The sequence below is a fragment of the Paraburkholderia jirisanensis genome (assembly GCF_054782355.1).
The window spans coordinates 16,696-42,078 of record NZ_BAAGSQ010000030.1 but is presented as its reverse complement, the minus strand read 5'-3'; the positions used below and the strand labels follow the sequence as shown (position 1 = coordinate 42,078).

Here is a 25,383-nt window from a genome sequence, read left to right as displayed (position 1 = left end):
CAATCCGGCAATCAGCCTGGTATCGGATGGGCGCTCGCGCCGTTCGCGAGCGTGCCCGTATTGATCAGATGCAGCAGTGCCTTGTCGTCGAGTTCAGCGCCGCTCAGTTCACCGGCGAGATGGCCGCGGTACAGCACCAGAATCCGGTCGCACAGGCCAATCAGCTCGGGCAACTCGGTCGAGTTGAACAGCACGATCTTGCCGGCCGCCGACATGCGCCGGATCAGCTCGTAGATTTCGCGCTTCGCACCGACGTCGACGCCGCGTGTCGGGTCTTCGAGAATGATCACGTCGGGGTTCGTTTCGAGCCACTTGCCGATCACGATCTTCTGCTGGTTGCCACCCGACAGTTCGCCGGCCAATGCCTCGTCTGAGCGCGTCTTGATGCGCAACTGGTCGATCTGCCGTCTGGCGCGCGAGCGCGCCGCGCCCATGCCGAACCACACGGAGCCGCGCGCCAGCGCGCCGACCGCCACATGGCTCAGGTTGAACAGAATGCTTTTGTCGAGCATCAGGCCATGGTGGCGCCGGTCCGCCGGCACCAGACAGATGCCGCGGCGCGCAGCCTGCGTTGGCGAGCGGGGCAGCGCGCGCCGGTCCGGAAAGACCACGTCGCCGGTTTGCGCGCGCCGCGTGCCGAACAGCATGCCGAACAAGGTGGCGACGCCCGCGCCTTCGAGCCCGGCAAAACCGACGATCTCACCGGATCGCGCGCTGAACGAAATGTCCTTCAGCTCGAACCCGCTCAGGCCGTGCACGTCGATGCTTCGCGGCGCGAGGCCTGCTTGCGGCGGCAGCGGCGGCGGAAACAGCGCGTGCTGCTGCGTGCCGATCATGCCTTCGATCACTTCGGGGATGGTCAACTCGGCGCACGGCCTGGTGACAACGTCCGCACCATTGCGCGTAATCGTGATCGTGTCGGAGATATCGAACACCTCTTCGAGCCGGTGCGACACGTACAGCATCGTCATGCCCTGCTCGCGCAAACGCTTCAGAATCGCAAAGAGCCGCGCCGTTTCGCGTTCGTTGAGCGCCGAGTTCGGCTCATCCAGAATCAGCACACGCGGCTTCTCCAGCATCACGCGGCTCAGTTCCACCAGTTGCTGCTCGCCGATCGACAGATCGCCAAGCGGTGCGTAAACGTCTACTTGCAAGCCGAGCTGGTCAAGCAGTTCGCGGCTCGCCGCTTCCATTGCGCGTGGCGACACCAGACCGAAACGCCGCGGCTCGCGGTTCACGAACAGGTTGGCCAGTACCGAGCGCTCCGGGAACAGACTCAACTCCTGATTGACGATGCCGATGCCGAAGGCGCGCGCTTCGTTTGGCGAGCCGATCGTGATCGGCCGCCCGTCGAACACCAGTTCGCCGCTATCGGGATGCACCGCGCCGGCCAGCACTTTCATCAGCGTCGACTTGCCCGCGCCGTTCTCGCCGACCACCGCATGCACGGTGCCCGGCATCACGTCGAGGCTCATGTCGCGCAACGCGACCACGCCGCCATAGCGCTTGCCGAGGTGACGCACGCTCACGAGAGGCACAGGGCTCCCGTGCAGCGCGCGTTCACTCATACGGGTTCCGGAAGCCGCACCGTCGCGCATGGGTTCACTTTCCTTCTGTCGCCATCGGCTGGATACGCTTGAGCACACCCGCGCCATCGACGCTCTTCGCCCATGTCTTGTAGTATTCGGCCGTTGCGGACGGTGACGCGGACATCGTCTGCAATTGCGCGAAGCTCAACTTCGGCAGGCCGTTGCCCATATCGACGCTTTGCGCAGTCACGATCTGCGTACCCGCATCGACGAAGCCCGGCTGCAGTTTGCTCTTGTTGCGAATCGAGTTGACCAGCAGCGCGATCGGCAAATAGCCCTGCACATAAGCGCTTTGACCGAGCGTGACGTAGGCGTGCCCGTCCTTGATCGCCTTCAGGTTCTGTTCGGTCAGGTCGTAGCCGCCGGCGATGAATCTGTCGCCGGTCGCGGCGTTCAGCTTGCCGAGGCTCGCAACGTCCGGCGCGCACAGGCCGATCATCGCAACGGCATCCGGGTTGGCCGCGTGCAGTTGTTCCCAGTGGTTATAGTTTTCGACCGCGCTCACCTTCACGTCATAAGGACCGAGCACCTGAATGCCGGGCGCGGTCTTGAGCGACTCTTGCACGCCTTTCGCGCGGTTCTCCAGTGACGCAAGGCCCGGGAAGCAATTGCCGATCACCACCTTGCCCTTGGCCGACTTGCCACCCAGTTTGTCCAGCACCATGCGGCCGAGAATGCGGCCGCTTTCGGTCGAACGCTCGCCGACATACGGCGCTTTGACCGCCGCGCCGATCAGGTTGTACTGAACCACCGGAATGCCGGCCGCGACGATTTCGTTCAAGCCGCGTGTCATCGATTCGCCCGGCACCGAAGTCGCCACGCCTGCGGCACCGGCGTTGACGATGTTCTGCACGAGCTTGAGCTGGCCATCCGGCGCGCTGCCGGATTGCTGCGCGACCTTGAGGTCGACGTTAAGGTCTTTAGCGGCCGATTGCGCGCCGTCGATGATCTGCTGGATAAAGGCATCGCCCTGCGAATGCGTGACGAAACCGAGCGTGATCGGTGTCTGCGCGTGGACTGCGCCGATCGAGGCGATACCTAAAGCGAAAGCTGCCGTCAGGTATTTGAGAGGCGCGCGATGCGTGTTTTTCATGGGTTGTCTCCGCTCTTCTTCGTTGTTGTGCCTGCTATGTGGGACGGATTATAGGCATGCATATCGATGCGTTTTGATCCGATTGCGGCATCGCCCGATAGCGAATCGGCATCGAGCGAACCGGTTCAACCGCACTGCACAAACCGCTGCCTTGCAAGGCATTCATGACAGGCACGACAAAGACGCTCGCGGTTTTTTCGCACTACCCAGCCGCTGCAAATGAACGAAGGCCCCAGGTTTCTCAACGAATCCCGGGGCCTTCATAGACCAACCTGATTACCCGTGCACGCAGGCTAAACCGCACTCAACCCGCTACGCGAAACGTCGCCACCACGCCCTCCATCTGCAACGCCTGCTCCTTCAGCGACGTGCTAGCCGCAGCCGCCTGTTCGACCAGCGCCGCATTCTGCTGCGTGGCGCGGTCGAGCTGCGCGATCGCGATGTTGATCTGCTCGATCCCTTCGCCTTGTTGCACCGAAGCACCGGCAATTTCGTTGACGATCGCGTCCACGTTGTTCACCGATTCGATCACGCTGCGAATCGCCGCATGCGCGTCGTTGAAGAGCTGCGTACCGCCTGCCACGCTAGCCGACGAGCGTCCGATCAGTTCCTTTACGTCTTTGGCAGCCGCAGCCGTGCGATGCGCAAGCGTGCGCACCTCCCCGGCGACGACCGCAAAGCCTTTACCCTGATCGCCCGCGCGCGCTGCCTCGACGGCGGCATTCAATGCGAGGATGTTGGTCTGGAACGCGATCGCCTCGATTGTCGTGATCATCGCGGCCATTTCCGTCGAGCGCTTGCCGATCTCGCTCATCACTTCCACCGCGCGCGTAATCACGGCGCCGCTGCCGGTTGCCTTGCCCGATGCGTCGCGACTCAGCGCACCGGCTTCACGTGCGTTATCCGCGTTATGTTTAACGGTGGCGGTCAGTTGCTCCATGCTCGCGGCGGTCTCTTCGAGCGACGCGGCCTGCTCTTCGGTGCGGCGCGACAGGTCCAGGTTGCCTGCTGCGATTTCCTCGCTGCCGGTCAGCACGGACTCGGCGCTGGCCTTGGTCGTCGTGATGGTGCGGCTCAACGAAACCAGCAGTTCGTTCATGCGCTGTTTCATCGAGGCCAGTTCGTCGCGTCCGCTCAGCGCCAGCCGGCCACGCAGATCGCCGGCGCCGGCCTGCTCCATGCACTGCGCGATGTGCGCGACGTCGTCGGCGGTTCTGCGCGCGAAGGCGACGAACAGGTACAGCGCAAGCCCGACCGAGATCACACTGAGCGCGCTCAACACGGCAAACTGGACCGCTTCATCTTTGGCGCGTGTGGCAAGCAAGGCCTTGAGCAAGCCTGCGAGCTTCGCGTGCGCGCCATATGCGGCATCGACCGCCCGCGTGCCGGATTCGAAGTACGCAGTCGCATCGACACCCGCGGCCCCTGCATTCGCCGCAAGACCCGCGACGGTTTTGCCGAATGCATCGAATTCGTCGAAGCTGAGGCCCTGCACGAGCGCTGCATCGTCGCTGCCGGCGCCGAGCGAATTCTGCACGCGCGCGAGATTCTGCCGCACTGTCTCCATCTGATCGCGCAAGAACGTTGCATGCACCGCTAGCGCGCCGCGATCCACCGCGTCGAGTTGCCCTTGCCCCTGGCTTAGCGCGGCCGCACCCTTGCCGCGCGCAATCGCCGCCATCTCGGCAGCGGATGGCAACGAAAACGCCACGACATTCGCAAGGTTGTAAGTCGCCGATTCCGGATCGAGCGCCAGTTGCGACGCTTCGCCGAGATCGCCGGTGAAAGCGAAGATCGCGCGCACCAATGCTGTGTGCGCATCGAACACGTCCTTGCCGGGTCCGGTCAGCGGCATTTGAGCGAGCCGCGCGTATTGCGCGGATAGTGCATCGACTCTCGCATTGACATCGAACGTGCGCACTGCGGCGCTCTGTTGATGCAACAGGTCCATCAAACGCTGTGCATCCGCATTGGCCGCTTCGAACGCGGGCCGTGTCGACAGGTTACCCGCCATCAGCGTCGCGCTTGCGCCGCGGCGCTTCTGTACCGCTTTCAGCAACGCCTGGCTCGTCTCCAGCAGACGCACACCGTCGAGTTCCTGCTGGGTCGCGACATACGCATTCATGTCGTCGCGCAAGATCGAATACAAACATACCGACAACGGCAGCAAGAACAATAGCGCCAGCACCATCAGCTTGCGCGACATCTTGAGCCGCCCCATCAAAGCCATTCCCGGAGCAAACAAACGCATGATTCCCAATCCTGTTTCTGGTTCAACCTGCCTGAACGCGACACGCAATACCGCCAATGCCATTTATGCGTGTCGCATCCACCGGTATTACGGCGGGCACAAGCCGAACTGAAACGATTCGCGCAGATATTTCGACGCTGCACCGGCGCGGCGCGCATTACGCATCCGCGTGGTGCAGAATCGTGCGCAGGGCGTTACGCGCCGCGCGCCATCCAGCTTTCCGAGCCCGCTTCGCGCGCCGACGCCTGGCCGAACCAGTCGCCGAGAAAATCGACGAACGCGATGACTTTCGCCGATACGCTCAGGCGTTCGCCGTAAACCACATGCACGTCCGCGCTCGGCAACGCCCACTCCGGCAGCACCACGCGCAACGCGCCGGAACGCAAATAGCGGTACACGTCCCACTCCGATCGCATCACCACGCCATGCCCATCGAGCGCCCACACGAGTGCGGTTTCGCCATCGTTGCTCGATAGCGCACCGCGCACCTTGACGGTTTCGTGTTTGCGCCCGCGCGTCATGTACCACGTGCCGTAGGTTGCGTCGTGTTCGCGCAGCACGATGCATTTGTGGCCGTGCAAGTCGCGTGGCGTGAGCGGCACACCTACGGCCTCGAGATATTTCGGCGATGCGCACAGGAAGCGCCGGTTCGGCGCGATCCTGCGCGCGACGAGTCGCGAATCCGGCACCTGGCCGAACCAGATGCCGACGTCGTACGCCTGGTCCGCGAGATTGAGCGTCCGGTCGGTGAGCGTGAGCTGCACCTCCACTTCGGTAAAGCGCCGCGCGAATTCGGAAACCGCCGGCGCGATATGGCGCCGTCCAAAACCGAAAGTCGCATTGACGCGCAACAGGCCTTTAGGTGTCGCACGCGCGCTCGACACCATCCGGTCCAGCTCTTCGAGTTCCAGTAGAAGTTGCGCACCGCGCGACAGATACAGTTCACCCTCCTGCGTGACGCTGATACGCCGCGTGGTTCGATTCAGAAGACGCACGCCGAGACGTGCCTCCATACGCGCAAGACGCGTCGTCACCGCAGGCGGCGTCAAGCCGAGGTCACGTGCAAGTGCAGACAGACTGCCATGCTTGACGAGCTGGACAAAAAACGCAAGGTCGGAGATCGAGTCCACTCTTAAATTGAATTTAAAAATAGATTAAAGGAGATTGCATTATCTGCACCGACCATCTGGATAGACTATGTCGGGTCTTGAAGCAGTCCTTGCAACCATCCCTTAACGCCCAGCACACAACGGAGGACACGTGTCGCGCACGTTGTATCAGAAACTCGTCGAGTCGCACACTGTAGCCACACTCGACGCACAGCATGTGCTGCTCTATGCGGACCTGCACATCATGAACGAATACACCAGTCCGCAGGCGTTCAATGGTCTCGTCGAGCGCGGCATCGGTGTGTTGCGCAGCGATCAGCAGATGGGCGTGGTCGATCATGTGATTCCGACCAGGCCCGATCCGGTCGGCAAACGGATGATCGTGGTCGATGCGGCCGCGCGTCAGGCTGCGAATTTCACGCGTAATTGCATGCGCTACGGCATCAAACTGTTCGACGTCAACGATCCGCTGCAAGGCATCGAGCATGTGGTCGCGCCTGAGTCCGGTCTGATTCGTCCGGGCATGGTCGTGCTGTGCGGCGATAGCCACACGACAACCTATGGCGCATTGGGTGCGTTGGGTTTCGGTATCGGTACCTCCGAAATCGAACACGTACTCGCTACCCAGACGCTGTCGTATCGCATCGCGCAGACCATGCGCATTCATATCGACGGCGCGCTGCCTAACGGCACGACCGCGAAAGACCTCGTGCTGTACGTGATCGCGCAGATCAGCGCACAAGGCGCACGCGGCTACGCGGTCGAATACACGGGTGAAGCGATTCGCGCGCTGTCGATCGAGGCGCGCATGACCTTGTGCAACATGACAGTCGAAGCAGGCGCTCGCGCGGTGCTGGTCGAACCCGATGAAAAGACCTTCGCGTATCTGCGTGCGCACCGCGGCAATCTCAGCGAAGCGCAAATGGAAAGTGCAATCGACACATGGCGTGCGTTGCGTTCCGATGCCGATGCGCGCTTCGACAAAGAGATCGTCGTACCGGCCGCCGACGTCGCACCGTATGTCACGTGGGGTACGAGCCCTGATCAGGCGATGCCTGTCGATGGCCGCATTCCCGCGCCGGCCGATGGCCGCGATCACATCGAAAGCGCGGCCACCGAGCGTGCGCTCGATTACACGGGCCTCGCTCCCGGCGCGCCGATCGAAGGCACGCCGATCGATCGCGTGTTTATCGGTTCCTGCACGAACGGCCGCATCGAAGACCTGCGCGCCGCGGCCGCGATGCTGCGCGACGGCATGCGAGTCGCACCTACCGTGCGCGCGATGATCGTGCCCGGCTCAGGCGCCGTACGCGTGCAAGCCGAACAGGAAGGCCTGTCCGAAATATTCGTGAATGCCGGTTTCGAATGGCGTCAGCCGGGGTGTTCGATGTGTCTCGCGATGAACGATGACGTGTTGCGTCCTGGCGAGCGCTGCGCATCGACCACCAACCGCAACTTCGAAGGCCGCCAGGGCCGCGACAGCCGCACGCATCTGATGAGCCCCGCGATGGCCGCAGCCGCGGCGATTGCCGGCCACATCACCGACATCCGTAAATGGGAGCAGCACGATGCCTGATTTTTCGCGCATAGAAGGCGTCGCGGCACCGTTGCCGATCGCCAACCTCGACACCGATCAGATCATGCCGAAGCAGTTCCTGCTCGGCACCGACAAGTCGGGCCTGGCCGCCGGCCTGCTGTACGACCTGCGTTGCTTGCCGGATGGCAGCCCGCGCGCGGACTTCGTACTCAATCAGCCTGCGTATGCCGGTGCGCGCGTGCTGGTCGGCGGAGCGAACTTCGGCTGCGGGTCGAGCCGCGAACATGCGGTGTGGGGCCTGCTGCAAGGCGGTATCGAAGCAGTGCTCGCACCGAGCTACGGCGAGATCTTCTACTACAACGCCGCGAATAACCGCTTGCTCGCGATCGTGTTGAGCCCCGCGGAAATCGAAGCGATCACGGCTGAAGTGACGAACCCTGCCACCAGCCGCATCGCGATCGATGTCGTCGCGCAAACCGTGCGCACCGCAACGGGTCGCAGCTACGCGTTCCGGATGGAGACGCGTCATCGCCAGATGTTTCTCGACGGCCTCGACGTGCTCGGCGCATCGCTGCAGATGCTGCCGCAGATCGAAGCGTTCGAGCAGCGTCACTGGTCGGATAACCCGTGGACGCGCGTATTGCCGCTGCCCGCCGGCCACGCTAGCTGACCCGCTGCATCCCCCAACTGATCCCCAAGCCAGAACAATCATGGAGAAAGCCCACATGAAACCCCTAATCGGCCTGATGCTCGGCGACGTAACGGGCATCGGCCCCGAACTGGTCGTGAAGCTGCTGGCGTCGCCCGCGACGCGCGAGAAGGCCAACGTCGTGCTGATCGGCGACGCGCGCGTGCTCGAACTCGGCATGAAAGACGCCGGCCAGCGCATTGCGTACACGAACATCGCACGTGTGCAGGATGCCGACCACCACGCCGCAGCCGTGCCGCTGATCGACCTGCACAACATCGACCCCGCCCTCTACCCGCGCGGCGAACTCAACGCCGAATCGGGACGCCTGACCGGCGAAACGCTCAAGCATATGACCGATCTCGCGCTGGCCGGCGAACTCGACGGCATCTGTTTTGCGCCGCTCAACAAGGCGGCCCTGCATCGCGGCGGCTGGAACTATCACGACGAGCATCAGATGTTCGCCGCGTGGACCAAACATCAAGGCTACTTCGGCGAGGTCAACATCATTCCGCAGTTCTCGACCTTTCGCGTCACTTCGCATGTCGCGCTGCGCACCGCCGTCGATATGGTGCAGCCCGACCGTATCGAAGGCGCGCTGACGCTCGCGCACGACACGATGCGCGCATTCGGTAAAACCACGCCGCGCATCGGCGTGGCCGCACTGAATCCGCACGGCGGCGAAAACGGCCTGTTCGGCGACGAGGAAATCCGCATCATCCGCCCGACGCTCGAAGCGCTGCGCGCGAAAGGGCTCGCCAGCGAAGGCCCGTTTCCTTCCGACACCGTGTTTATCAAAGCGCGCCGCGGCGACTTCGATGCGGTCGTGATCATGTACCACGACCAGGGGCAAATCGCGACCAAGCTGCTCGGCTTCTCGCAAGGCGTCACGCTGACCGGTGGCCTGAAAACTGTCTATGCGACACCGGCGCATGGCGTCGCTTACGACATCGTCGGCCAGGGCACGGCCGATGTCGGCGCGATGAGCGCGGCATTCGACGTCGCCACGCGCACGGCCGCGAGCCGCAAAGCCTCGCACGGCGCCGCGCTGAACACGCACTAGCGCGCCCTTCCCACCCCTGAAACACGCACCACCGCTGCGCCCTCGGCCGGCGGCTGGCGCAGCTCGTCCCTACGAAACGCAATGTCAGAGAGGTATGCGATGCCGATGTTGGAAAACTTCACGAAAACGATCATCCAGACCAGTGGTGCTGAAATCGTCACGGTCAAAGGCGGCGAAGGCCCGCCGCTGTTGCTGATGCACGGCAACCCGTTCAACCATCTGTCGTGGCACAAGATCGCGCCGCGTCTCGCGCAGGAATTCACGGTGATCTGCACCGATCTGCGCGGCTATGGCGACAGCTCGAAACCGCCCGGCGGCGGCGATCACGCGAACTATTCGTTCCGCGCGATGGCGCAGGATCAGATCGAAGTGATGGAGACGCTCGGCTACACGAAGTTCTACGCGGCCGGCCACGATCGCGGCGCGCGCGTGCTGCATCGCATGTGTCTCGATCATCCGACCAAGGTGCTGAAAGCCGGCTTTATGGACATGCTGCCGCAGCACTATCTGCTGAACAACGTAACGCGTCAGTGGGGCAAGTTCTCGTGGCACTGGTTCTTCATGGTGCAGGACTACCCGACGCCCGAAACGATGATGGGCGCAGATCCGGAGTTCTTTATCCGCCGCAAGCTGTCGAAGACCGATCAGGGCACCAGTTTCTTCGGCCCGGAAGCGCTGGCGGACTACATCCGCTGCATAAAGAACCCTGCGGTGATTCACGCGATGTGCGAGGACTATCGCGCGACCTTCGGCATCGATCTCGACATGGATACCGCCGACTACGACGCGGGCCGCCGCGTGAGCACACCCGCGCTGATCCTGTGGGGCGCGAAAGGCGGCGTCGGGCGCAATCACAATGCAGCTGAAGTGTGGAGCCGCTACGCGACGCAGATCGTGCGCAGCGCCACCGTGCCGTCGGGCCATTACCTGCAGGAAGAGTGCCCCGACGAAACCTATGACGAGCTGAGCCGGTTCTTCCGGCAGTAAGCCGCCGCGCGGACGGCGCGGCCCGCATGGCATTGCGTTGCGTTGTGAACGCAGCGCCGCGGGCTGTGCCATCGCTGCAAGCCGCACCACCCCAACTGGAGGAAGACATGTCCCCTTCGCAAACCACGCGAAGCCGGGCGAGGACCACGTTCGTCCTGCTCTGTGTGATGGCCTTCATCATGTACGTCGACCGGACCAATATTTCCGTCGCCGCGCCGGTGATGAGTAAGGAGCTTGGGTTCAGCAACACCCATCTCGGCCTGATCTTTTCCGCGTTCGCACTCGCCTACAGCTGCCTGATGATTCCCGGCGGCTGGCACAGCGACCGCATCGGCGCGCGTAAAGGCCTGTTGCTGTACGGCTCGTTGTGGGCGATCGCGACGATCGCCACCGGGCTGGTCGGCAGTTTCATTGCGCTGGTTGCCGCGCGCTTTCTGGTCGGCGCGGGCGAGGCGCCAATTTACCCGACCGCCGCGCGGATGATCGCCCGCGTGATTCCCGAAGATCAGCGCGGCGCCGCGCAAGGCATCATGCATGCGACCGGACGCATCGCCAATGCGCTCGCGCCACTGATTGTCACAGGTCTGATCGTGGCGTTTTCATGGCGCATCACGTTTGTGCTGCTCGGCGCAGTGACGCTGGTTTATATGGCGGTGATGTACGTGTGCCTGAATGAGGCCAAGCGCGGCGTCACAGCAGACGCAGACCCGCCGCGTGCGTCCGCTGCCATGCAACCCGTGGCGGCACCGCGCAAGCCGGTCGACTGGCCGGACATGATTCGCCGCGTGTGGCCGGCCACCGCTGCGTGCTTTTGCCACGGCTGGGTGCTGTGGTTCTTCCTCAACTGGATCCCGTCGTTTTTCGCGCAGCGCTATGGGCTCAAGCTCGAGCACAACGCCGTGTTCTCGGCGCTGGTGCTGCTCGGCGGCTCGCTCGGCACAGCAGCCGGCGGCCTGCTCACCGACTGGCGTTTCAGGCGCACCGGCAACCGCACCCGCGCCCGCCGCGAGGTGATCATCAGCGGCTTTCTGCTGTCGATTCTCGGGCTGCTGCCGCTGCTCGTCACGCACGACATCGCGATCAACGCCATCGGACTCGGTGTCGCGTTCTTCTGCTCGGAACTCGCCGACTCGCCGCTGTGGGTGGTCGGCACCGAAGTGTCGGTCGAGCATTCGGCCACCTCCAGCGCCTGCACCTTCACCGGCATGGCGCTCGCCGGTGCGGTGTCGCCGCTGGTGGTCGGCGTGCTGCTCGACATGTCGCACGGACGCTGGGCCGTGGCCTTCGTCGTGTCGATCGCAATGCTGCTGCTCGGGCCGATCTTCACGCTGCGGATCCGGCTCGACGAACCGGCGAACCCGGCCAACCCCGCGAGCGGTAGCGCTGCCGTGACACCGGCAGTGGCCCACGCGCACTCGCATTCGCGCTGACGCCAACGCCAGCGCCAACGCCAACACTGGCGCCGGCACGCGTGCCGTCGCCGTGCGTCCGTGCAACGCGCAATGAATCATCAAACCAGATCAGAGACAAGGAGACTGTGCCCATGAAAAAGTTAGCAATAGCAACCAGCCTCGGCGTATGTGCCGCGGCTGCCCACGCACAAAGCAGCGTGACGTTGTATGGCCTGCTGGATGCCGGTGTCAGCTATGTGAACCATGCCGCCGGACCGAATGGCCAGGCGGCGCGCAAATTCAAGCTCGACGACGGCGTGATCCAGGGCAACCGCTGGGGCCTGCGCGGCACCGAAGACCTCGGCGGCGGCCTGCATGCGATCTTCGCACTCGAAAACGGCCTGTCGGTCGCCAATGGCACCGCTTCGCAAGGCGGCGCGCTGTTCGGCCGCCAGGCGTTCGTCGGGCTCGCGCGCGACGGCGTCGGCTCGCTGAGCTTCGGCCGTCAATATTCGCTGTCCACCGATTACATCTCGAAGTACGCGGCGGGCGGGTTGACCGTCGGCAACTACTCGTTTCATATCAACGACGTCGATCAGCTGACGTCGAGCCGCATCAACAATTCGGTGAAATTCGCGAGCGCCAATTTCTACGGGCTGACGTTCGGCGCGTTGTACGGGTTCTCGAATCAGGCCGGCGCGTTCGCGGGTTCGCCCGCCAGCAACGAAGACGGCGTCGCCAACGCCGGTTCGTCGCGCACCATCAGCTTCGGCGCGAACTACGAACACGGCCCGTTCGGCGCAGCCGCCGCGTATACCGACATCCGTTTTCCCGGCACCGCGACACCGGCGTTCCCGATCTCGATCGCCAATGTCAATGCGTTCGGCGACAAGGATCTGCGCACCATCGGCGTCGGTCTGCGCTATGCGTTTGGGCCGGCGCTGGTGTTCGGCAACTGGACCGATACGCGCTTCGAAAGCGTGACGGGCCGCTCGTCGCGCTTCGACAACTACGAAATCGACGGCAAGTATTCGCTGACGCCGGCGCTATCGTTCGGGCTCGGTTATACGTATTCGCGGTTGTCCGGCGACGCGGTGGGCCACTGGAACCAGTTCAACTCGATTGCCGACTACGCGCTCAGCAAACGCACCGACGTCTATGTGCTCGCGGTGTACCAGAAGGCGTCGGGCAGCAATAACGGCGTGCCGGTGCAGGCGGAAATCGGTTCGAGTTCGAGCTTTTTCGGCAATTCAGGCAGCGGCGCGAATAGCCAGCTGGCGCTGCGCATCGGCATGCGCACACGCTTTTAAGCGGGCTTGCGGGCGCGCTTCCAGACACGCTCTGAGCGCGCTCTGGCGGTCGGATGCCGCCGCCGACGGGGGGCGCGGCGGCGCGTTTTGCGCGCGCCGCGCGGCGATGCTATCCAGACGGACGACTTGCGGGGCCCGCGTGGCGTAAAATACGCGCTTTCCCGAACTTCTCGCCATCATGACGCTCGCCTCCACCCCCGAGATCATCGCCGAACTGAAAGCAGGCCGGATGGTGATCCTCGTCGACGAAGAAGACCGCGAAAACGAGGGCGACCTCGTGATCGCCGCGGAATTCATCACGCCGGAAGCGATCAACTTCATGGCCCGCTACGGCCGCGGTCTGGTGTGCCTGACGCTCACGCAGGAACGCTGCCGCCAGCTGAACCTGCCGCTGATGACGCATCGCAACGGCACGCAGTACGGCACCGCGTTCACCGTCAGCATCGAGGCGGCCGAAGGCGTGACCACTGGCATTTCGGCAGCCGACCGCGCACGCACGATCGCCGCCGCGGTCGCGCACGACGCACGCGCCGAGCACATCGTGCAGCCGGGCCACGTATTTCCGATCATGGCGCAGCCGGGCGGCGTGCTGGTGCGCGCCGGCCACACCGAGGCCGGCTGCGACTTCACCGCGCTCGCCGGCCTGACGCCGGCCGCGGTGATCTGCGAGATCATCAAGGACGACGGCACGATGGCGCGCCTGCCGGACCTGATCGAATTCGCGCAGGAACACAAACTGAAAATCGGCACGATCGCCGATCTGATCCACTACCGCAGCCGCACCGAATCGATCGTCGAGCGCGTGGCCGAGCGCACGATGCGCACCGCGCACGGCGAATTTCGCGCGGTGATGTACCTCGATCAGCCGAGCCGCCAGCCGCATATCGCGCTGGTGCGCGGCACGCCGTCACCCGAGCGCGATACGCCGGTGCGCGTGCACGAGCCGCTGTCGCTGCTGGATCTGCTGGAAGTCGGTGCGTCCACTCACTCGTGGACGCTCGATGCCGCGATGCAGGAAATCGCGCAGCGCGACGTCGGCGTGATCGTGATGCTGAACTGCGGCTGCGGCGATACCAGCGAGCACCTGGTCGACGTGTTCAAGGCCTTCGACCAGAAAGACAAGGCGGCGGCGATGAAGCGCCGCCCGGTCGATTTCAAGACTTATGGCATCGGTGCGCAGATCCTGCGCGAACTGGGCGTCGGCAAGATGCAGGTACTGTCGAATCCACGCAAGCTCGGCAGCATGTCCGGCTATGGCCTCGAAGTAACCGGCTTCATCCCGATGCCCGGTGTGCCCGCCGAAAAGCCGTGCCCGTAACCTGATTGACCCGCGCTTTTCAGATACTGCGCTCACCCCTACCCACTACGGACCTGATAGATATGGAAATCGGACAATACCAACCGAATCTCGACGGCGACGGGCTGCGCATCGGCATCGTGCAGTCGCGCTTTAACGAACCCGTATGCAACGGCCTTGCCGATGCCTGCATCGAAGAACTCGAACGCCTCGGCGTGACCGGCGAAGACGTGCTGCTGGTCACCGTGCCGGGCGCGCTGGAAATCCCGCTCGCGCTGCAAAAGCTCGCCGAAAGCGGCCAGTTCGACGCGTTGATCGCGGTCGGCGCGGTGATCCGCGGCGAGACGTATCACTTCGAACTGGTGTCCAACGAGAACGGCGCAGGCATCACGCGCATCGCACTCGATTTCGGCGTGCCGGTTGCCAATGCGGTGCTGACCACCGACACCGACGAACAGGCGGTCGCGCGGATGACCGAGAAAGGCCGCGACGCGGCGCGGGTGGCAGTCGAAATGGCCAATCTCGCGGTCGCGCTCGAGCAAATCGGCGGCGATGACGACGACGACGATGAAGAAGACGAGGACGAAGCAGAGGAACGTGCATGAAGAGCGCTCGCCGACGGTCCCGCGAACTGGCCACGCAGGGGCTTTATCAGTGGCTGCTGTCGGGTGCTCCCGCCGGCGAAATCGATGCACAGCTGCGTAACGCGCAAGGCTTCGACAAGGCCGATTACGAGCATCTCGACGCGTTGCTGCGCGGCGTGATTAGCGAGGCCGACTCGTTGTCGGCCGCGATCGCGCCGTGCCTCGACCGGCCGATCGAGCAGTTGTCGCCGGTCGAGCGCGCGGTGTTGCTGGTCGCCGCGTTCGAGCTCAAACATCACGTCGATATTCCGTATCGCGTGGTGATCAACGAGGCGGTCGAACTCGCGAAAACCTTCGGCGGCTCGGATGGCTATAAGTATGTGAACGGCGTGCTCGACAAGCTGTCGGCGACGCTGCGCGAAGCCGAGGCCGCCGCGCGCAAGCGCTAGGCGTTGCGCGTCTCAGGCATCAAGCGGCGGTTCGGGTTCGGGCCGCACGCAGCTGCCGCGCTCCGTGCCGCGCACGCAGCGTTGTCGGGGCCACGGCCACGGCAGTAGCATTTGATCGGGCTCGCGCTTCGCGCCGAGCCCGCTTTCGTTTTTGAACGGGACTCCTCGTATGAACAGCGTGAGCGAACCTCAGTTGCGGCTTGCCGCCCGGGTCGATGCCATTGCCCCCTTCTACGTGATGGAAGTGGCGAAACAGGCCGCGCTGCTTGAACGCGCCGGCCGCGACATCATTCACATGAGCATCGGCGAGCCGGATTTCACCGCGCCCGAGCCGGTGCTCGAGGCTGCCGCGAACGCGCTGAAAAGCGGCGTCACGCAATATACGGATGCGCTCGGCATTCACGCGCTGCGCGAAGCGATCGCCGGCCACTATGCGCATGCCTACGGCATCGACGTCGATCCGGCGCGCATCGTGGTGACTGCGGGCGCGTCGGCTGCGCTGCTGCTCGCGTGCACCGCGCTGGTCGACCGCGACGACGAAGTGCTGATGCCCGACCCGTGCTATCCGTGCAACCGGCATTTCGTCGCCGCCGCGGAGGGCAAGCCAGTGCTCGTGCCGAGCGGCCCCGCCGAGCGTTTCCAGCTGACCGCCGCCGACGTCGAGCGGCTGTGGAACCCGCGCACGCGCGGCGTGCTGCTCGCGTCGCCATCCAACCCGACCGGCACGTCGATCGCGCCAGACGAATTGCGACGCATCGTCGAAGCGGTGCGCGCGCGCGGCGGCTTCACGATCGTCGATGAGATCTATCAGGGGCTCAGCTACGATGCGCGGCCCGTGTCCGCGCTGAGCTTCGGCGACGATGTGATCACCGTCAACAGCTTCTCGAAGTATTTCAACATGACCGGCTGGCGCCTCGGCTGGCTGGTGGTGCCGCCTTCGCTGGTCAGCGCGTTCGAGAAGCTTTCGCAGAATCTGTTCATCTGCGCGTCGGCGCTCGCGCAGCATGCGGCGCTCGCGTGCTTCGAACCGCGCACGCTCGACATCTACGAAGCGCGGCGGCTCGAGTTCAAGCGCCGGCGCGATTTCATCGTGCCAGCGCTCACCGCGCTTGGCTTCGAGGTGCCCGTGATGCCGGATGGCGCCTTCTATGTCTACGCGGATTGCCGCAACGTGCCGCATGCCGCGGCCGGCGACAGCGCGGCGCTCACGCGTGCGATGCTGCACGAGGCGGGCGTCGTGATGGTACCGGGCATGGATTTCGGGTCGGCCGCGCCGCACGCCTACATTCGCGTGTCCTACGCGACCGCCTTTGCGAAGCTCGAACAGGCTGTCGAACGGTTGCGGCAGCTGTTTGGGCGATAAAGCCGGTCAGCCGGATACGGCTCGGCAGGCTGCAGATAAGAATCGAAGGATCGCGCGAGGTTTTTGGCGTGCGATCTGCGTGACGCTTCGGCGCGCGTATGATATTTCATACAAAATACGCCGATAGTATGTTGAATGATACGAGCTGGTGCAACTACCTCGGTCGAGTCGTTTGGTTGTATGATTTATCAAACATTTTCGCTAGAGTGTTTGAAATGTTATTCATAACGCAGCTCAAACAGCTTCTTGCGCAACGCGCCGCCACGGCAGCCCAACTCGCTGAACTCGTCGGCATGGCACGGCCGAATCTCGTCACCACGCTGTCCGGCAAGCACGACACCCGCGGTTCGACGCTCGAAGCGCTCGCCGGCGCGCTGAACGCGCAATGGGTGCTGGTCCCCAAAGAACGCCTCGCGGCCGTCCAGCGGATCCTCGAAGGGCACGATACCGGGCCGGACCGCACGGCAAAGAGCGCAGCCGAGCTGTTTCTCGAGAAGAGCAACACGTGACTGACGGCCCACACCCGCGCTATCTCGAAGTCCTGTTGCACGGCGACACGTGCGGCTTCCTGTGCGAACTCGAGGGCAATTGCCGCTTCGTGCCGTCGGAGCGATTCAGGATCGCGTCCGGCCAGCCTACCCTCAGCCTGTCGTTATCGATTCCGGGCGATCCTTCGGTTGCCGCACAGATCTTTGCCAACCGCTTCCACCCGGCGCTGTACAACGCCGGCGGACAGCTGCCGCCGTTTTTTGCCGGCCTCCTTCCCGAAAGCGAACTCCGCCAGCGGCTCGAGAACACCCGCCTCAATCAGGAAGACCGTGACGACTTCGGCGTGCTCGCTGCCGCTGGCGCCGACCTGCCAGGCGCAGTCGTCGTCGCTCCGCCCGCCGATCCGCATGACATTCCCGAGTACGCGCGCACCTTCGGCACGACCGGCGGCGCGGACGATTTCGAATCTTCGGCGATCGAGGGAGCGGCAGAAGGCGCCGCGTCGGTATCGGGCGTGCAGAACAAGCTTGCGTTATCGACCATGCAGCGCGGCAAGCGGTACACGATGCCCGGGCATGGCAAGTTGTCGGATGTGATCGCCAAGCTGCCCGTGCGCAACGACGACTCGCAGATCTTCAACGAGTACGTCGCGATGCAGCTCGCGAAAGCCGCGGGCGTCGAGGTCGCGAACTGCGAACCGATGCCGGTGCAGGCGCTCGAGATACCCGGCATCGCCGAGGCTGCGGGAAGCGCAAGGTCGTTTCTCGCGGTGGACCGCTATGACCGCGTCGACAACGTCCGGGTGCATGCCGAGGACGCGTGCCAGTTGCTCGGGCGCATGCCGCGCGCCAAGTACGGCAGCATTGGGCACTTCCAGATGCTGGTCGCGCTGCTCGATCGACTCAGCCCGCGCGGGGTGCAGGACGTTCGACAGTTTTTCGTCCGGCAGGCCGTGAACACGCTGCTCGGCAACAGCGATGCGCACCTGAAGAATTTCTCGGTGCTTTATGAGGACCGGAATTTCCCACAGCTCACGCCCGCGTACGACATCGTGTGCGTCGCGGCGCTGCCGGGTTTCGCCTCGTATGGAACCAACGTCGCGATCGACCGGATGCAGCGCGCCCAGACCCTCGATGACTACAAGCGGATGGCGCGCGCCAGCGGCATCGCCGAGCGGATTGCAACGGCAGCGGCGAAAGCGGCGGCGTCTGCGGCGCGCGCTACGTGGCCACGGCTGCTCGACGAATTGCCCGCGCCGGCGCGTATGAAACAGATCGTGCTCGAAAGACTCGCGAGTTTGCCGCTTGCGCAGGTTTGACGGCGGTTGCGGTTGCGGTTGCGGTTGCGGTTGCGGTTGCGGTTGCGGTTGCGGTTGCGGTTGCGGTTGCGGTTGCGGTTGCGGTTGCGGTTGCGGTTGCGGTTGCGGCCAACCCTTCAGACATGAAAAAACCCCTGCGGGTCGATGACCCGCAGGGGTTTTTTATCAATTGAGCGGCTCTGACTGCCGTTGCCGGCTCAGGCACCCAGTTCCGGCGTCACGACATGCTTGACCGGCACCGCGCTCGCATCATCCTGCGCCGGTGTAGTCGGCGGCGCGGGCTTTGCCGCAGCAAGCGGATGACCGCCATCGAGCGTCATCTGGACACGTTTGCCGTTGGCACCGTTGTTAGCCGCGGGTTGTGACCCAGACGTGGATGCCGTCACGGTTGCCGGCGCCTGCGGCGCGTTGATCGGCACCTTGCGACCGTGAGCGATGTCGCGCAAACGCGAGCGCTCCGCCATCACCTTCGCGCCGTAACCGCCGTCGTCCTGCGACGTCGATCCGACATAGAGGCGCAACCCGTCGGGCAACGAACCGCCACGCGCGATGCAGTCTTTCAGAACCAGCGCACCGACCTTGATGTTCGCGAGCGGCTCGAGCGCTGCGCTCTGGCCGCCGAAGTAGCGGAATTTATCCGAGTGCACCGTCGACATCACCTGCATCAGGCCTTTCGCGCCCACGCCACTCTCGGCATACGGGTTGAAGCCCGATTCGATCGCCATCACCGCCAGCAGCAGCATCGGATCGAGACCGACTTCGCGGCCGGTGTCGAACGCGGCTTTCACCAGTTCGCTGACCGGCTCCTGCGCAACGCGGTAGCGCCGTGACAGGAAGCTCGCCACCAGATCCTGTTCGCGCGTCGACGCGAGCGCACGGTCGTCGCGTGCGTCGGCTGCGACGCGCTGCGCCGGAATCATGCGGGCGAGCGGCCCGATGCTCGGCAGCGTACGCGGATCGAGGCCATTCAACGCCGACGAACCGGCGCCGCCGGACGAGGCAACACTGGTGGCGCCATTGCTGGTACCCGTGCCGCTGCCATCGAACAGCTTGTCGAAGGTATTCAGACCCGTCAGGGTCACGACGGGCGCGTCATCGTTGCCGGTGTTGCTCGACAACGGTTCGTCGGTAGACGAAGCGCCCGGCGCAGCGTTCGTCACGCTGCGCGGCACGAACGACGGCAGCGGGTTGCCCTGCAGCAGACGCGCCGGACCCGCCTGCACGGCGGCCGACAGTACCGGCATCAGCCTGGCGGCCAGGGTGCCGCGCCACGTCGGCATCAGCCACAGCGCAAGCGCCAGCAGCACGGCGGTACCGCCAACCACGCTGAACAGGTGATGACTCACACGGGTCCCGCGACGCAATAGCGCGCGAACGGCCTGTACGGCTCGTTCATCGGGACGCCACGATAACCAGGCATTCATTCAGATCTCCCATGTTGCATGAGCCTGTGAACCCTGCCGACCTGCTGGCTTCGACTACGTATTCACAGATTCAAGGCGCCGCGCGCTCTGGTTAAGGCGGCAGCGGCACCGGGAAAACGGCAAAAAATACCGTCTGGAGAGCCGAAATCCGAAAACGGCTTAGCGGCATGCGGTAAGGCATGCACACAGCGGCTCTCACACGAAAAACCAGCGGCGAAGTGCGCTGGTGAGGACAACTTAAACCGTCAATACCGTGCAGGGGGCGGCAAAAGTGACGCGGTGCGTCGAAGGACCGGGGGACGGTGGTAAAAACTATCAATCCCTGCAACCAATGGACCGGATTCTAGAATACGGTTTTATGAGTCGTCAACACTATAAATATCCAAAGTTATAACCATTTGTAATTATGAACAGTGTTCAGCCGGTCAAGAACCGCGCGGCATGCGCGTTTCCGCCGATTCGCAATTTGTGTGTCAGCGCGTACGCCAACCAACGCATGTAAAATCGACAATTGTCAGCGCGCGGTGTTCCCGCGCTTTTTTGTCTTGCTGCCAACCTGCGCGTTCGGCAGCTGGGCTCAACCATTACGCATAAGTTTCACGCGGCCGTTCGGCGGCCCGAACCGGACCCGATGAAATATAAAGACCTGCGCGACTTCACCAGCCGTCTCGAAACGCTCGGCGAGTTGCGCCGCATTCCGCAACACGTGTCCCCCGTGCTTGAAATGACCGAACTGTGCGACCGCGTGTTGCGCGCGGGCGGGCCGGCCTTGCTGTTCGAATCGAAGCAGCAGCACGCCTTTCCGGTGCTCGGCAACCTGTTCGGCACGCCGCGGCGGGTCGCGCTCGGCATGGGCATCGATACAGCGGAGCAGAACGGCGCCGCCAGCGAGCAGGCCGCGCTGGAGTCGCTGCGCGATGTCGGACGGCTGCTTTCCGCACTGAAGGAACCGGAACCGCCCAAGGGGCTCAAGGACGCCGGCAAGCTGCTGTCGCTCGCCAAGGCGGTGTGGGACATGGCGCCGAAGACGGTCAGCGCGCCGCCTTGCCAGGAGATCGTCTGGGAAGGCGCCGACGTCGATCTCGCGAAGCTGCCGGTCCAGACCTGCTGGCCCGGCGACGCCGGCCCGTTGATCACGTGGGGCCTGACGGTCACCCGCGGCCCGAACAAGACGCGCCAGAACCTGGGAATCTACCGGCAGCAGGTGATCGGCCGCAACAAGGTGATCATGCGCTGGCTCGCGCATCGCGGCGGCGCGCTCGACTTTCGCGAATTCGCGTTGCGGCATCCTGGCGAGCCGTATCCGGTCGCCGTGGTGCTTGGCGCGGATCCCGCCACCATCTTGGGCGCGGTCACACCGGTGCCCGATACGTTGTCGGAGTATCAGTTCGCCGGCCTGCTGCGCGGCGGCCGCACCGAACTCGCGCGCTGCGTGACGCCCGGCGTCGATACATTGCAGGTGCCGGCGCGCGCGGAAATCGTGCTCGAGGGCTTCATCTACCCGCAGCAGGGCGAGCCGGCACCCGCCCCCGCCGGCGCGCCGCCGCGGCCGGCCAAAGGTCCGTCGAGCACGTACGAACATGCGCTCGAAGGTCCGTACGGCGATCACACCGGCTACTACAACGAACAGGAGTGGTTCCCGGTCTTCACGATCGAGCGCATCACGATGCGTCGCGACGCGATCTATCACTCCACCTACACCGGCAAACCGCCTGACGAGCCGGCCATGCTCGGCGTCTCGTTGAACGAGGTGTTCGTGCCTTTGCTGCAGAAGCAGTTCGCGGAAATCACCGATTTCTATCTGCCGCCGGAGGGCTGCAGCTACCGGATGGCGATCGTGCAGATCAAGAAGAGCTATCCCGGCCACGCCAAGCGCGTGATGTTCGGCGTGTGGAGCTTCTTGCGGCAGTTCATGTATACGAAGTTCATTGTCGTCGTCGACGAAGACGTGAACATTCGCGACTGGAACGAAGTGATCTGGGCGATCACCACGCGAATCGACCCGGCGCGCGATACGGTGCTGGTCGAGCATACGCCGATCGACTATCTGGATTTCGCGTCGCCGGTTGCGGGCCTCGGTTCGAAAATGGGCCTCGACGCTACCAATAAGTGGCCCGGCGAAACCGACCGCGAATGGGGCCGCCCGATCGTGATGGACCCGGCTGTCAAACAACGGGTCGACCGGTTGTGGGACGAGCTCGGGCTGTGATCCGCCGCTGGCGTTTTCAACTATAAGAACTCAGGGAAGTTGCGCGGATGCATGCGCTGTCGTTGCTGTCCGACGGGTTTTTCCTGTCGCTGTCGTTGTGTCTTGATATCGGCCTCGTCAATGTCGCGATCATTTCGTTGACGCTGTCGCATGGCTTCAGGCCCGGGTTCTGGTTAGGCCTCGGTTCGTGTTTCGGCGACCTGCTCTATGCGGCGCTCGCGCTGGCCGGAATGGCCGCGCTGCTGCAGTTCACTGCGGTGCGCTGGGTGGTGTGGATCGGCGGTGCGGCGGTTCTTCTGTATCTCACGTGGAAGATGGCGCGCGAGGCGCTCAATCCGGTGAGTGCGCCAGTTGTCGAAGGGCAAGCCGAAGCGGCACCGCCGCGGCTTTCTGCACGGCGCGGCTTTGCGCGCGGCGTGCTGCTGGCGGTGTCTTCGCCAAGCGCGATCTTGTGGTTCGCGGCCGTCGGCGGCGCCTTGATCGCGAAGGCCGGCGCCGCCGGCGTCACGACCGCGCCGGTGTTTCTCGGCGGCTTCTTTGCCGGCGGCCTGGCATGGACACTCTTTATTTGTGGACTGGCGAGCCATGGTCGCAAGCGCGCCGGTAGCGGGTTGCTGCGCGCCTGCCATGTGTTGTCCGCCGTGCTGTTCGCGTATTTCTCATATAGCGTGATCGTGAACGGATATCACGAGCTGCTCATACCAGCGACACACGTAGCCGGCTGATATCGCGACGCAGCGGGTGCGTGCACGCCCCGCTGCGACGGCACACACCATGTATCGCCTTACTGCTGGCCCAGAAATTCACCCAGCCGCGCCAGATCCACATTGCCGCCGCTCACCACGACGCCGACGCGCTTGCCGTCCACCGGCACGATGCCGTTGAGCACGGCTGCGGCCGCGAGACAACCAGTCGGCTCGACGACGATCTTCATCCGCTGCGCGAAGAAACGCATCGTGTCGATCAGCTGCGCATCCGTGACGGTGACGATCTGCGACACCCGTTTCTGGATGATCGGGAAGTTGTATGCGCCGACGTGCGTGGACGCCGCACCGTCGGCGATCGTATGCGGCACGTCGATCGTGACGATCTCGCCGCGCGCGAGCGATTGCTGCGCGTCGTTGCCCGCTTCGGGCTCGACGCCGATCACTTCACACTGCGGGCTCAACGCCGCCGCCGACAGCGCACTGCCGCCGAGCAGCCCGCCACCGCCAAGGCACACGAACAGCAGGTCGAGCGGGCCGGTTTCTTCGATCAGTTCCTTTACCGCGGTGCCCTGCCCCGCGATCACATGCGGATGGTCGTACGGCGGAATCAGCGTCATGCCGCGCTCGCGCGCAAGCCGCTCGCCGATCTCTTCGCGATTCTCGTTGTAGCGGTCATAGGTGATCACTTCGCCGCCGTAGCCCCGGGTTGCCGCTACCTTCGCGGCGGGCGCGTCGTGCGGCATCACAATCGTCGCGTGAATGCCCGCGAGCCGCGCAGACAGCGCGATCGCCTGTGCGTGATTGCCCGACGAGTAAGTCAGGACACCGGCTTCGCGCTGTATGTAGTCGAAGTGCGAAATCGAGTTATACGCGCCGCGAAACTTGAAAGCGCCCATGCGCTGGAAGTTCTCGCACTTGAAGAAGATCGACGCGCCAGTGCGCTCGTTGGCTGTCGTCGATGTCAAAACGGGTGTGCGATGTGCGATGCCTTCAAGACGCGAGGCCGCGTCGACGACATCGTCATAAGTGGGAGCGGGCAGCGGTTGCATCGGCGAGGCACTCCAGAGCGGTGGGGACTTCGCATTCTCGCACTTTCATACCGGTTCGAAGGATGCACCGCCCGCGAACCTGACGCCAGAATGCAAACGGCGCAATGCGGCTTTTCAGCCGGCATCGCGCCGTTTGCGCATCTTCATCGAGCCGGCTTGAACCGGCTCAACACTTGAATATGTTGCTACGCTTACCGGCGATAGTAGCCGCCGTGGTAACCGCCGCGATAGTAGCCGTAGCCACCGCGGTAATAGCCATGACCGTAATACGGACGGCCGTAGTAACCATAGCCCACCACCGGCGGCGCGTATACGACAGGCGGCGGCGCATAGACCACCGGCGGTGGCGGCGGATAGTAGGCCGGTGCGTAAGGTGCGGCATAAACCGGGTAAGCCGGTGCAACCGGCACGCCAATCCCGATACCTACGGACACGTGCGCCTGCGCCGCAGTACTCAAACCAATTCCAAGTGCGGCAGCGGCGATAAGCGGGACGATCTTCTTCATTTGTTCTCTCCTGGCGGCACGAGTGGAAGTACCGTGCTGCGTAACCACATCCTTGCTACTACTCAATCTAACGAAAAAGGATGCACGCTGTCGTTTGCATTTGTTGCAAATTGCAATTGCGATGCGAGTCCTGTTTCATGTAGCACGCCATTCATAGCCAGGAGATAGGCGCGGGCCTCTGAAAATCAAGGGTTTGCGTTTGCGCTCCCGGTGTCCCGGAACGCTTTGCAGGCTATGTGCCATGCGGGTATGCGCGCCCCGGTAATGTTTGATTACAAATTCACTGCAAAACCGCCTCTACCAATGCGGCCTGTGATCGCGCACAAAGCAAAATGCCCGGCAAGAAGCCGGGCATTGCATGTCGGGCAGGAGTCTATTGCGCGAACCTATCCGACCTTCACGTAGGTGAATTCGCGCGTGACATTGGGCGGGACGTAGGCGCCGCTGATCTTGACGCGCGGCGTTAGCCGCTTCTTTTGATCCCACCAGCGGCGACGCTGGGAATGGGTCAAGAACCGCAAATGCTTTCGGTAAGAAAAGATGCTCATCGCGACCTCCGGAATCGACGACTGCGAACCAGAAAAAAGCCCATGGGAACTGCCAGATCCGCTGTTGCGCAGACTCAGCAGTTTTCGCGCCTCAGCCTTGCCCCGGCCTGACAGATGTAACCCAGGTCGGTCTGCAAACGCGCCTGCGCAAAGCCTCGCCGGGAATGCCGATAGAAGCGAAATTCGGCAGCGGATCGACACAGCTCTGCGTCGCTTGTCCTGTTGGAGGGAATCCTCGTCCGGCTTCCACTCAGCGTCTTTTTAACCGGGTCCAGCGGCTGTCATCGGTACGACAGCGAACACAGCCGCCGCAGATGCACGAACTGTCTGACGGATGCCCGTGAGGCGGCGCCCTGCGATCGGCAGTTTCGACCACTTTACCCGTTTGGCCGAAAACCGGCACAGGCCGGTCGGAATGCCCG

22 protein-coding genes are annotated in these 25,383 nt (G+C 63.7%); 14 read left to right on the top strand and 8 right to left on the bottom strand.

Going from position 1 to position 25,383, the window contains the following annotated elements; translation table 11 throughout:
* Positions 1–11 precede the first annotated feature (11 nt).
* From ACYVNQ_RS30065 to ACYVNQ_RS30050, 4 genes are all read right to left on the bottom strand, one after another.
* A complete protein-coding gene (locus tag ACYVNQ_RS30065; protein WP_460907842.1) occupies positions 12–1,568 on the bottom strand; it encodes a sugar ABC transporter ATP-binding protein in 1,557 nt (518 codons plus the stop codon).
* Between the two features lie 34 nt (positions 1,569–1,602).
* On the bottom strand, positions 1,603–2,682 hold the full coding sequence (locus tag ACYVNQ_RS30060) for a sugar ABC transporter substrate-binding protein (protein WP_460907840.1): 1,080 nt from the start codon (positions 2,680–2,682) through the stop codon (positions 1,603–1,605).
* A 304-nt stretch (positions 2,683–2,986) separates the two neighbouring features.
* Positions 2,987–4,933 (bottom strand): methyl-accepting chemotaxis protein, encoded by a 1,947-nt coding sequence (locus ACYVNQ_RS30055; protein WP_460907838.1) that lies wholly within the window; start codon positions 4,931–4,933, stop codon positions 2,987–2,989.
* 194 nt (positions 4,934–5,127) lie between these two features.
* Positions 5,128–6,063, bottom strand: coding sequence for a LysR family transcriptional regulator (locus ACYVNQ_RS30050; protein ID WP_460907836.1), 936 nt, complete (start codon positions 6,061–6,063; stop codon positions 5,128–5,130).
* A gap of 130 nt (positions 6,064–6,193) precedes the next feature.
* Here ACYVNQ_RS30050 and leuC point away from each other — a divergent pair, with 130 nt between their 5' ends.
* From leuC to ACYVNQ_RS29990, 12 genes are all read left to right on the top strand, one after another.
* On the top strand, positions 6,194–7,618 hold the full coding sequence (leuC, locus tag ACYVNQ_RS30045) for a 3-isopropylmalate dehydratase large subunit (protein WP_460907834.1): 1,425 nt from the start codon (positions 6,194–6,196) through the stop codon (positions 7,616–7,618).
* On the top strand, positions 7,611–8,249 hold the full coding sequence (gene leuD / locus ACYVNQ_RS30040; protein WP_460907832.1) for a 3-isopropylmalate dehydratase small subunit: 639 nt from the start codon (positions 7,611–7,613) through the stop codon (positions 8,247–8,249). The genes leuC and leuD overlap by 8 nt, the downstream gene beginning before the upstream one ends.
* 55 nt (positions 8,250–8,304) lie before the next feature.
* Positions 8,305–9,330, top strand: a complete 1,026-nt coding sequence (locus ACYVNQ_RS30035; RefSeq protein ID WP_460907830.1) for a 4-hydroxythreonine-4-phosphate dehydrogenase PdxA — start codon at positions 8,305–8,307, stop codon at positions 9,328–9,330.
* Positions 9,331–9,429: 99 nt separating this feature from the next.
* Complete coding sequence (locus ACYVNQ_RS30030) at positions 9,430–10,317, top strand: alpha/beta fold hydrolase (RefSeq protein WP_460907828.1); 888 nt, start codon at positions 9,430–9,432, stop codon at positions 10,315–10,317.
* Between the two features lie 107 nt (positions 10,318–10,424).
* Complete coding sequence (locus tag ACYVNQ_RS30025) at positions 10,425–11,747, top strand: MFS transporter (protein ID WP_460907826.1); 1,323 nt, start codon at positions 10,425–10,427, stop codon at positions 11,745–11,747.
* Between the two features lie 113 nt (positions 11,748–11,860).
* Complete coding sequence (locus ACYVNQ_RS30020; RefSeq protein ID WP_460907824.1) at positions 11,861–13,018, top strand: porin; 1,158 nt, start codon at positions 11,861–11,863, stop codon at positions 13,016–13,018.
* Positions 13,019–13,196: 178 nt separating this feature from the next.
* A complete protein-coding gene (ribBA, locus tag ACYVNQ_RS30015) occupies positions 13,197–14,336 on the top strand; it encodes a bifunctional 3,4-dihydroxy-2-butanone-4-phosphate synthase/GTP cyclohydrolase II (RefSeq protein ID WP_460907822.1) in 1,140 nt (379 codons plus the stop codon).
* A gap of 62 nt (positions 14,337–14,398) precedes the next feature.
* Positions 14,399–14,920 carry a 6,7-dimethyl-8-ribityllumazine synthase gene (gene ribH, locus ACYVNQ_RS30010; protein WP_460907820.1) on the top strand — a complete coding sequence of 174 codons (522 nt, stop codon included), beginning with the start codon at positions 14,399–14,401 and terminating at the stop codon, positions 14,918–14,920.
* On the top strand, positions 14,917–15,348 hold the full coding sequence (nusB, locus tag ACYVNQ_RS30005; protein ID WP_460907818.1) for a transcription antitermination factor NusB: 432 nt from the start codon (positions 14,917–14,919) through the stop codon (positions 15,346–15,348). Before ribH ends, nusB begins: the two co-directional genes overlap by 4 nt.
* 169 nt (positions 15,349–15,517) lie before the next feature.
* Positions 15,518–16,711, top strand: coding sequence for a pyridoxal phosphate-dependent aminotransferase (locus ACYVNQ_RS30000; RefSeq protein ID WP_460907816.1), 1,194 nt, complete (start codon positions 15,518–15,520; stop codon positions 16,709–16,711).
* A gap of 215 nt (positions 16,712–16,926) precedes the next feature.
* Positions 16,927–17,220, top strand: a complete 294-nt coding sequence (locus ACYVNQ_RS29995; protein WP_460907814.1) for a helix-turn-helix domain-containing protein — start codon at positions 16,927–16,929, stop codon at positions 17,218–17,220.
* Entirely contained in the window at positions 17,217–18,518 is a 1,302-nt protein-coding gene (locus ACYVNQ_RS29990) for a type II toxin-antitoxin system HipA family toxin (protein ID WP_460907812.1), read from the top strand. Before ACYVNQ_RS29995 ends, ACYVNQ_RS29990 begins: the two co-directional genes overlap by 4 nt.
* A gap of 197 nt (positions 18,519–18,715) precedes the next feature.
* On the opposite strand, the gene ACYVNQ_RS29985 is transcribed toward ACYVNQ_RS29990, so the two are convergent.
* Positions 18,716–19,942, bottom strand: coding sequence for a transglycosylase SLT domain-containing protein (locus tag ACYVNQ_RS29985; RefSeq protein ID WP_460907810.1), 1,227 nt, complete (start codon positions 19,940–19,942; stop codon positions 18,716–18,718).
* A 631-nt stretch (positions 19,943–20,573) separates the two neighbouring features.
* On the opposite strand from ACYVNQ_RS29985, the gene ACYVNQ_RS29980 reads away from it, so the two are divergent.
* Together ACYVNQ_RS29980 and ACYVNQ_RS29975 are read left to right on the top strand one after the other, a co-directional pair.
* Positions 20,574–22,151 (top strand): UbiD family decarboxylase, encoded by a 1,578-nt coding sequence (locus tag ACYVNQ_RS29980; protein WP_460907808.1) that lies wholly within the window; start codon positions 20,574–20,576, stop codon positions 22,149–22,151.
* A gap of 47 nt (positions 22,152–22,198) precedes the next feature.
* Positions 22,199–22,876 (top strand): LysE family translocator, encoded by a 678-nt coding sequence (locus ACYVNQ_RS29975; RefSeq protein WP_460907806.1) that lies wholly within the window; start codon positions 22,199–22,201, stop codon positions 22,874–22,876.
* A gap of 59 nt (positions 22,877–22,935) precedes the next feature.
* Here ACYVNQ_RS29975 and ACYVNQ_RS29970 read toward each other — a convergent pair whose 3' ends face one another.
* The 3 genes from ACYVNQ_RS29970 to ACYVNQ_RS29960 form a co-directional block, all read right to left on the bottom strand.
* Positions 22,936–23,907 (bottom strand): threo-3-hydroxy-L-aspartate ammonia-lyase, encoded by a 972-nt coding sequence (locus ACYVNQ_RS29970; RefSeq protein WP_460907804.1) that lies wholly within the window; start codon positions 23,905–23,907, stop codon positions 22,936–22,938.
* A 191-nt stretch (positions 23,908–24,098) separates the two neighbouring features.
* Positions 24,099–24,413, bottom strand: a complete 315-nt coding sequence (locus tag ACYVNQ_RS29965) for a hypothetical protein (RefSeq protein ID WP_460907802.1) — start codon at positions 24,411–24,413, stop codon at positions 24,099–24,101.
* A 386-nt stretch (positions 24,414–24,799) separates the two neighbouring features.
* Positions 24,800–24,961 (bottom strand): hypothetical protein, encoded by a 162-nt coding sequence (locus tag ACYVNQ_RS29960; protein ID WP_171029713.1) that lies wholly within the window; start codon positions 24,959–24,961, stop codon positions 24,800–24,802.
* Between the last annotated feature and the right edge of the window lie 422 nt (positions 24,962–25,383).

Bases quoted from the DNA above. Each gene is read 5' to 3' on its own strand.
- ACYVNQ_RS30065 (WP_460907842.1), bottom strand. From the start codon at position 1,568: ATGAGTGAACGCGCGCTGCACGGGAGCCCTGTGCCTCTCGTGAGCGTG.
- ACYVNQ_RS30060 (WP_460907840.1), bottom strand. From the start codon at position 2,682: ATGAAAAACACGCATCGCGCGCCTCTCAAATACCTGACGGCAGCTTTC.
- ACYVNQ_RS30055 (WP_460907838.1), bottom strand. From the start codon at position 4,933: ATGCGTTTGTTTGCTCCGGGAATGGCTTTGATGGGGCGGCTCAAGATG.
- leuD (WP_460907832.1), top strand. From the start codon at position 7,611: ATGCCTGATTTTTCGCGCATAGAAGGCGTCGCGGCACCGTTGCCGATC.
- ACYVNQ_RS30035 (WP_460907830.1), top strand. From the start codon at position 8,305: ATGAAACCCCTAATCGGCCTGATGCTCGGCGACGTAACGGGCATCGGC.
- ACYVNQ_RS30030 (WP_460907828.1), top strand. From the start codon at position 9,430: ATGCCGATGTTGGAAAACTTCACGAAAACGATCATCCAGACCAGTGGT.
- ACYVNQ_RS30025 (WP_460907826.1), top strand. From the start codon at position 10,425: ATGTCCCCTTCGCAAACCACGCGAAGCCGGGCGAGGACCACGTTCGTC.
- ACYVNQ_RS30020 (WP_460907824.1), top strand. From the start codon at position 11,861: ATGAAAAAGTTAGCAATAGCAACCAGCCTCGGCGTATGTGCCGCGGCT.
- ribBA (WP_460907822.1), top strand. From the start codon at position 13,197: ATGACGCTCGCCTCCACCCCCGAGATCATCGCCGAACTGAAAGCAGGC.
- ribH (WP_460907820.1), top strand. From the start codon at position 14,399: ATGGAAATCGGACAATACCAACCGAATCTCGACGGCGACGGGCTGCGC.
- nusB (WP_460907818.1), top strand. From the start codon at position 14,917: ATGAAGAGCGCTCGCCGACGGTCCCGCGAACTGGCCACGCAGGGGCTT.
- ACYVNQ_RS30000 (WP_460907816.1), top strand. From the start codon at position 15,518: ATGAACAGCGTGAGCGAACCTCAGTTGCGGCTTGCCGCCCGGGTCGAT.
- ACYVNQ_RS29995 (WP_460907814.1), top strand. From the start codon at position 16,927: ATGTTATTCATAACGCAGCTCAAACAGCTTCTTGCGCAACGCGCCGCC.
- ACYVNQ_RS29985 (WP_460907810.1), bottom strand. From the start codon at position 19,942: ATGAATGCCTGGTTATCGTGGCGTCCCGATGAACGAGCCGTACAGGCC.
- ACYVNQ_RS29980 (WP_460907808.1), top strand. From the start codon at position 20,574: ATGAAATATAAAGACCTGCGCGACTTCACCAGCCGTCTCGAAACGCTC.
- ACYVNQ_RS29975 (WP_460907806.1), top strand. From the start codon at position 22,199: ATGCATGCGCTGTCGTTGCTGTCCGACGGGTTTTTCCTGTCGCTGTCG.
- ACYVNQ_RS29970 (WP_460907804.1), bottom strand. From the start codon at position 23,907: ATGCAACCGCTGCCCGCTCCCACTTATGACGATGTCGTCGACGCGGCC.
- ACYVNQ_RS29965 (WP_460907802.1), bottom strand. From the start codon at position 24,413: ATGAAGAAGATCGTCCCGCTTATCGCCGCTGCCGCACTTGGAATTGGT.
- ACYVNQ_RS29960 (WP_171029713.1), bottom strand. From the start codon at position 24,961: ATGAGCATCTTTTCTTACCGAAAGCATTTGCGGTTCTTGACCCATTCC.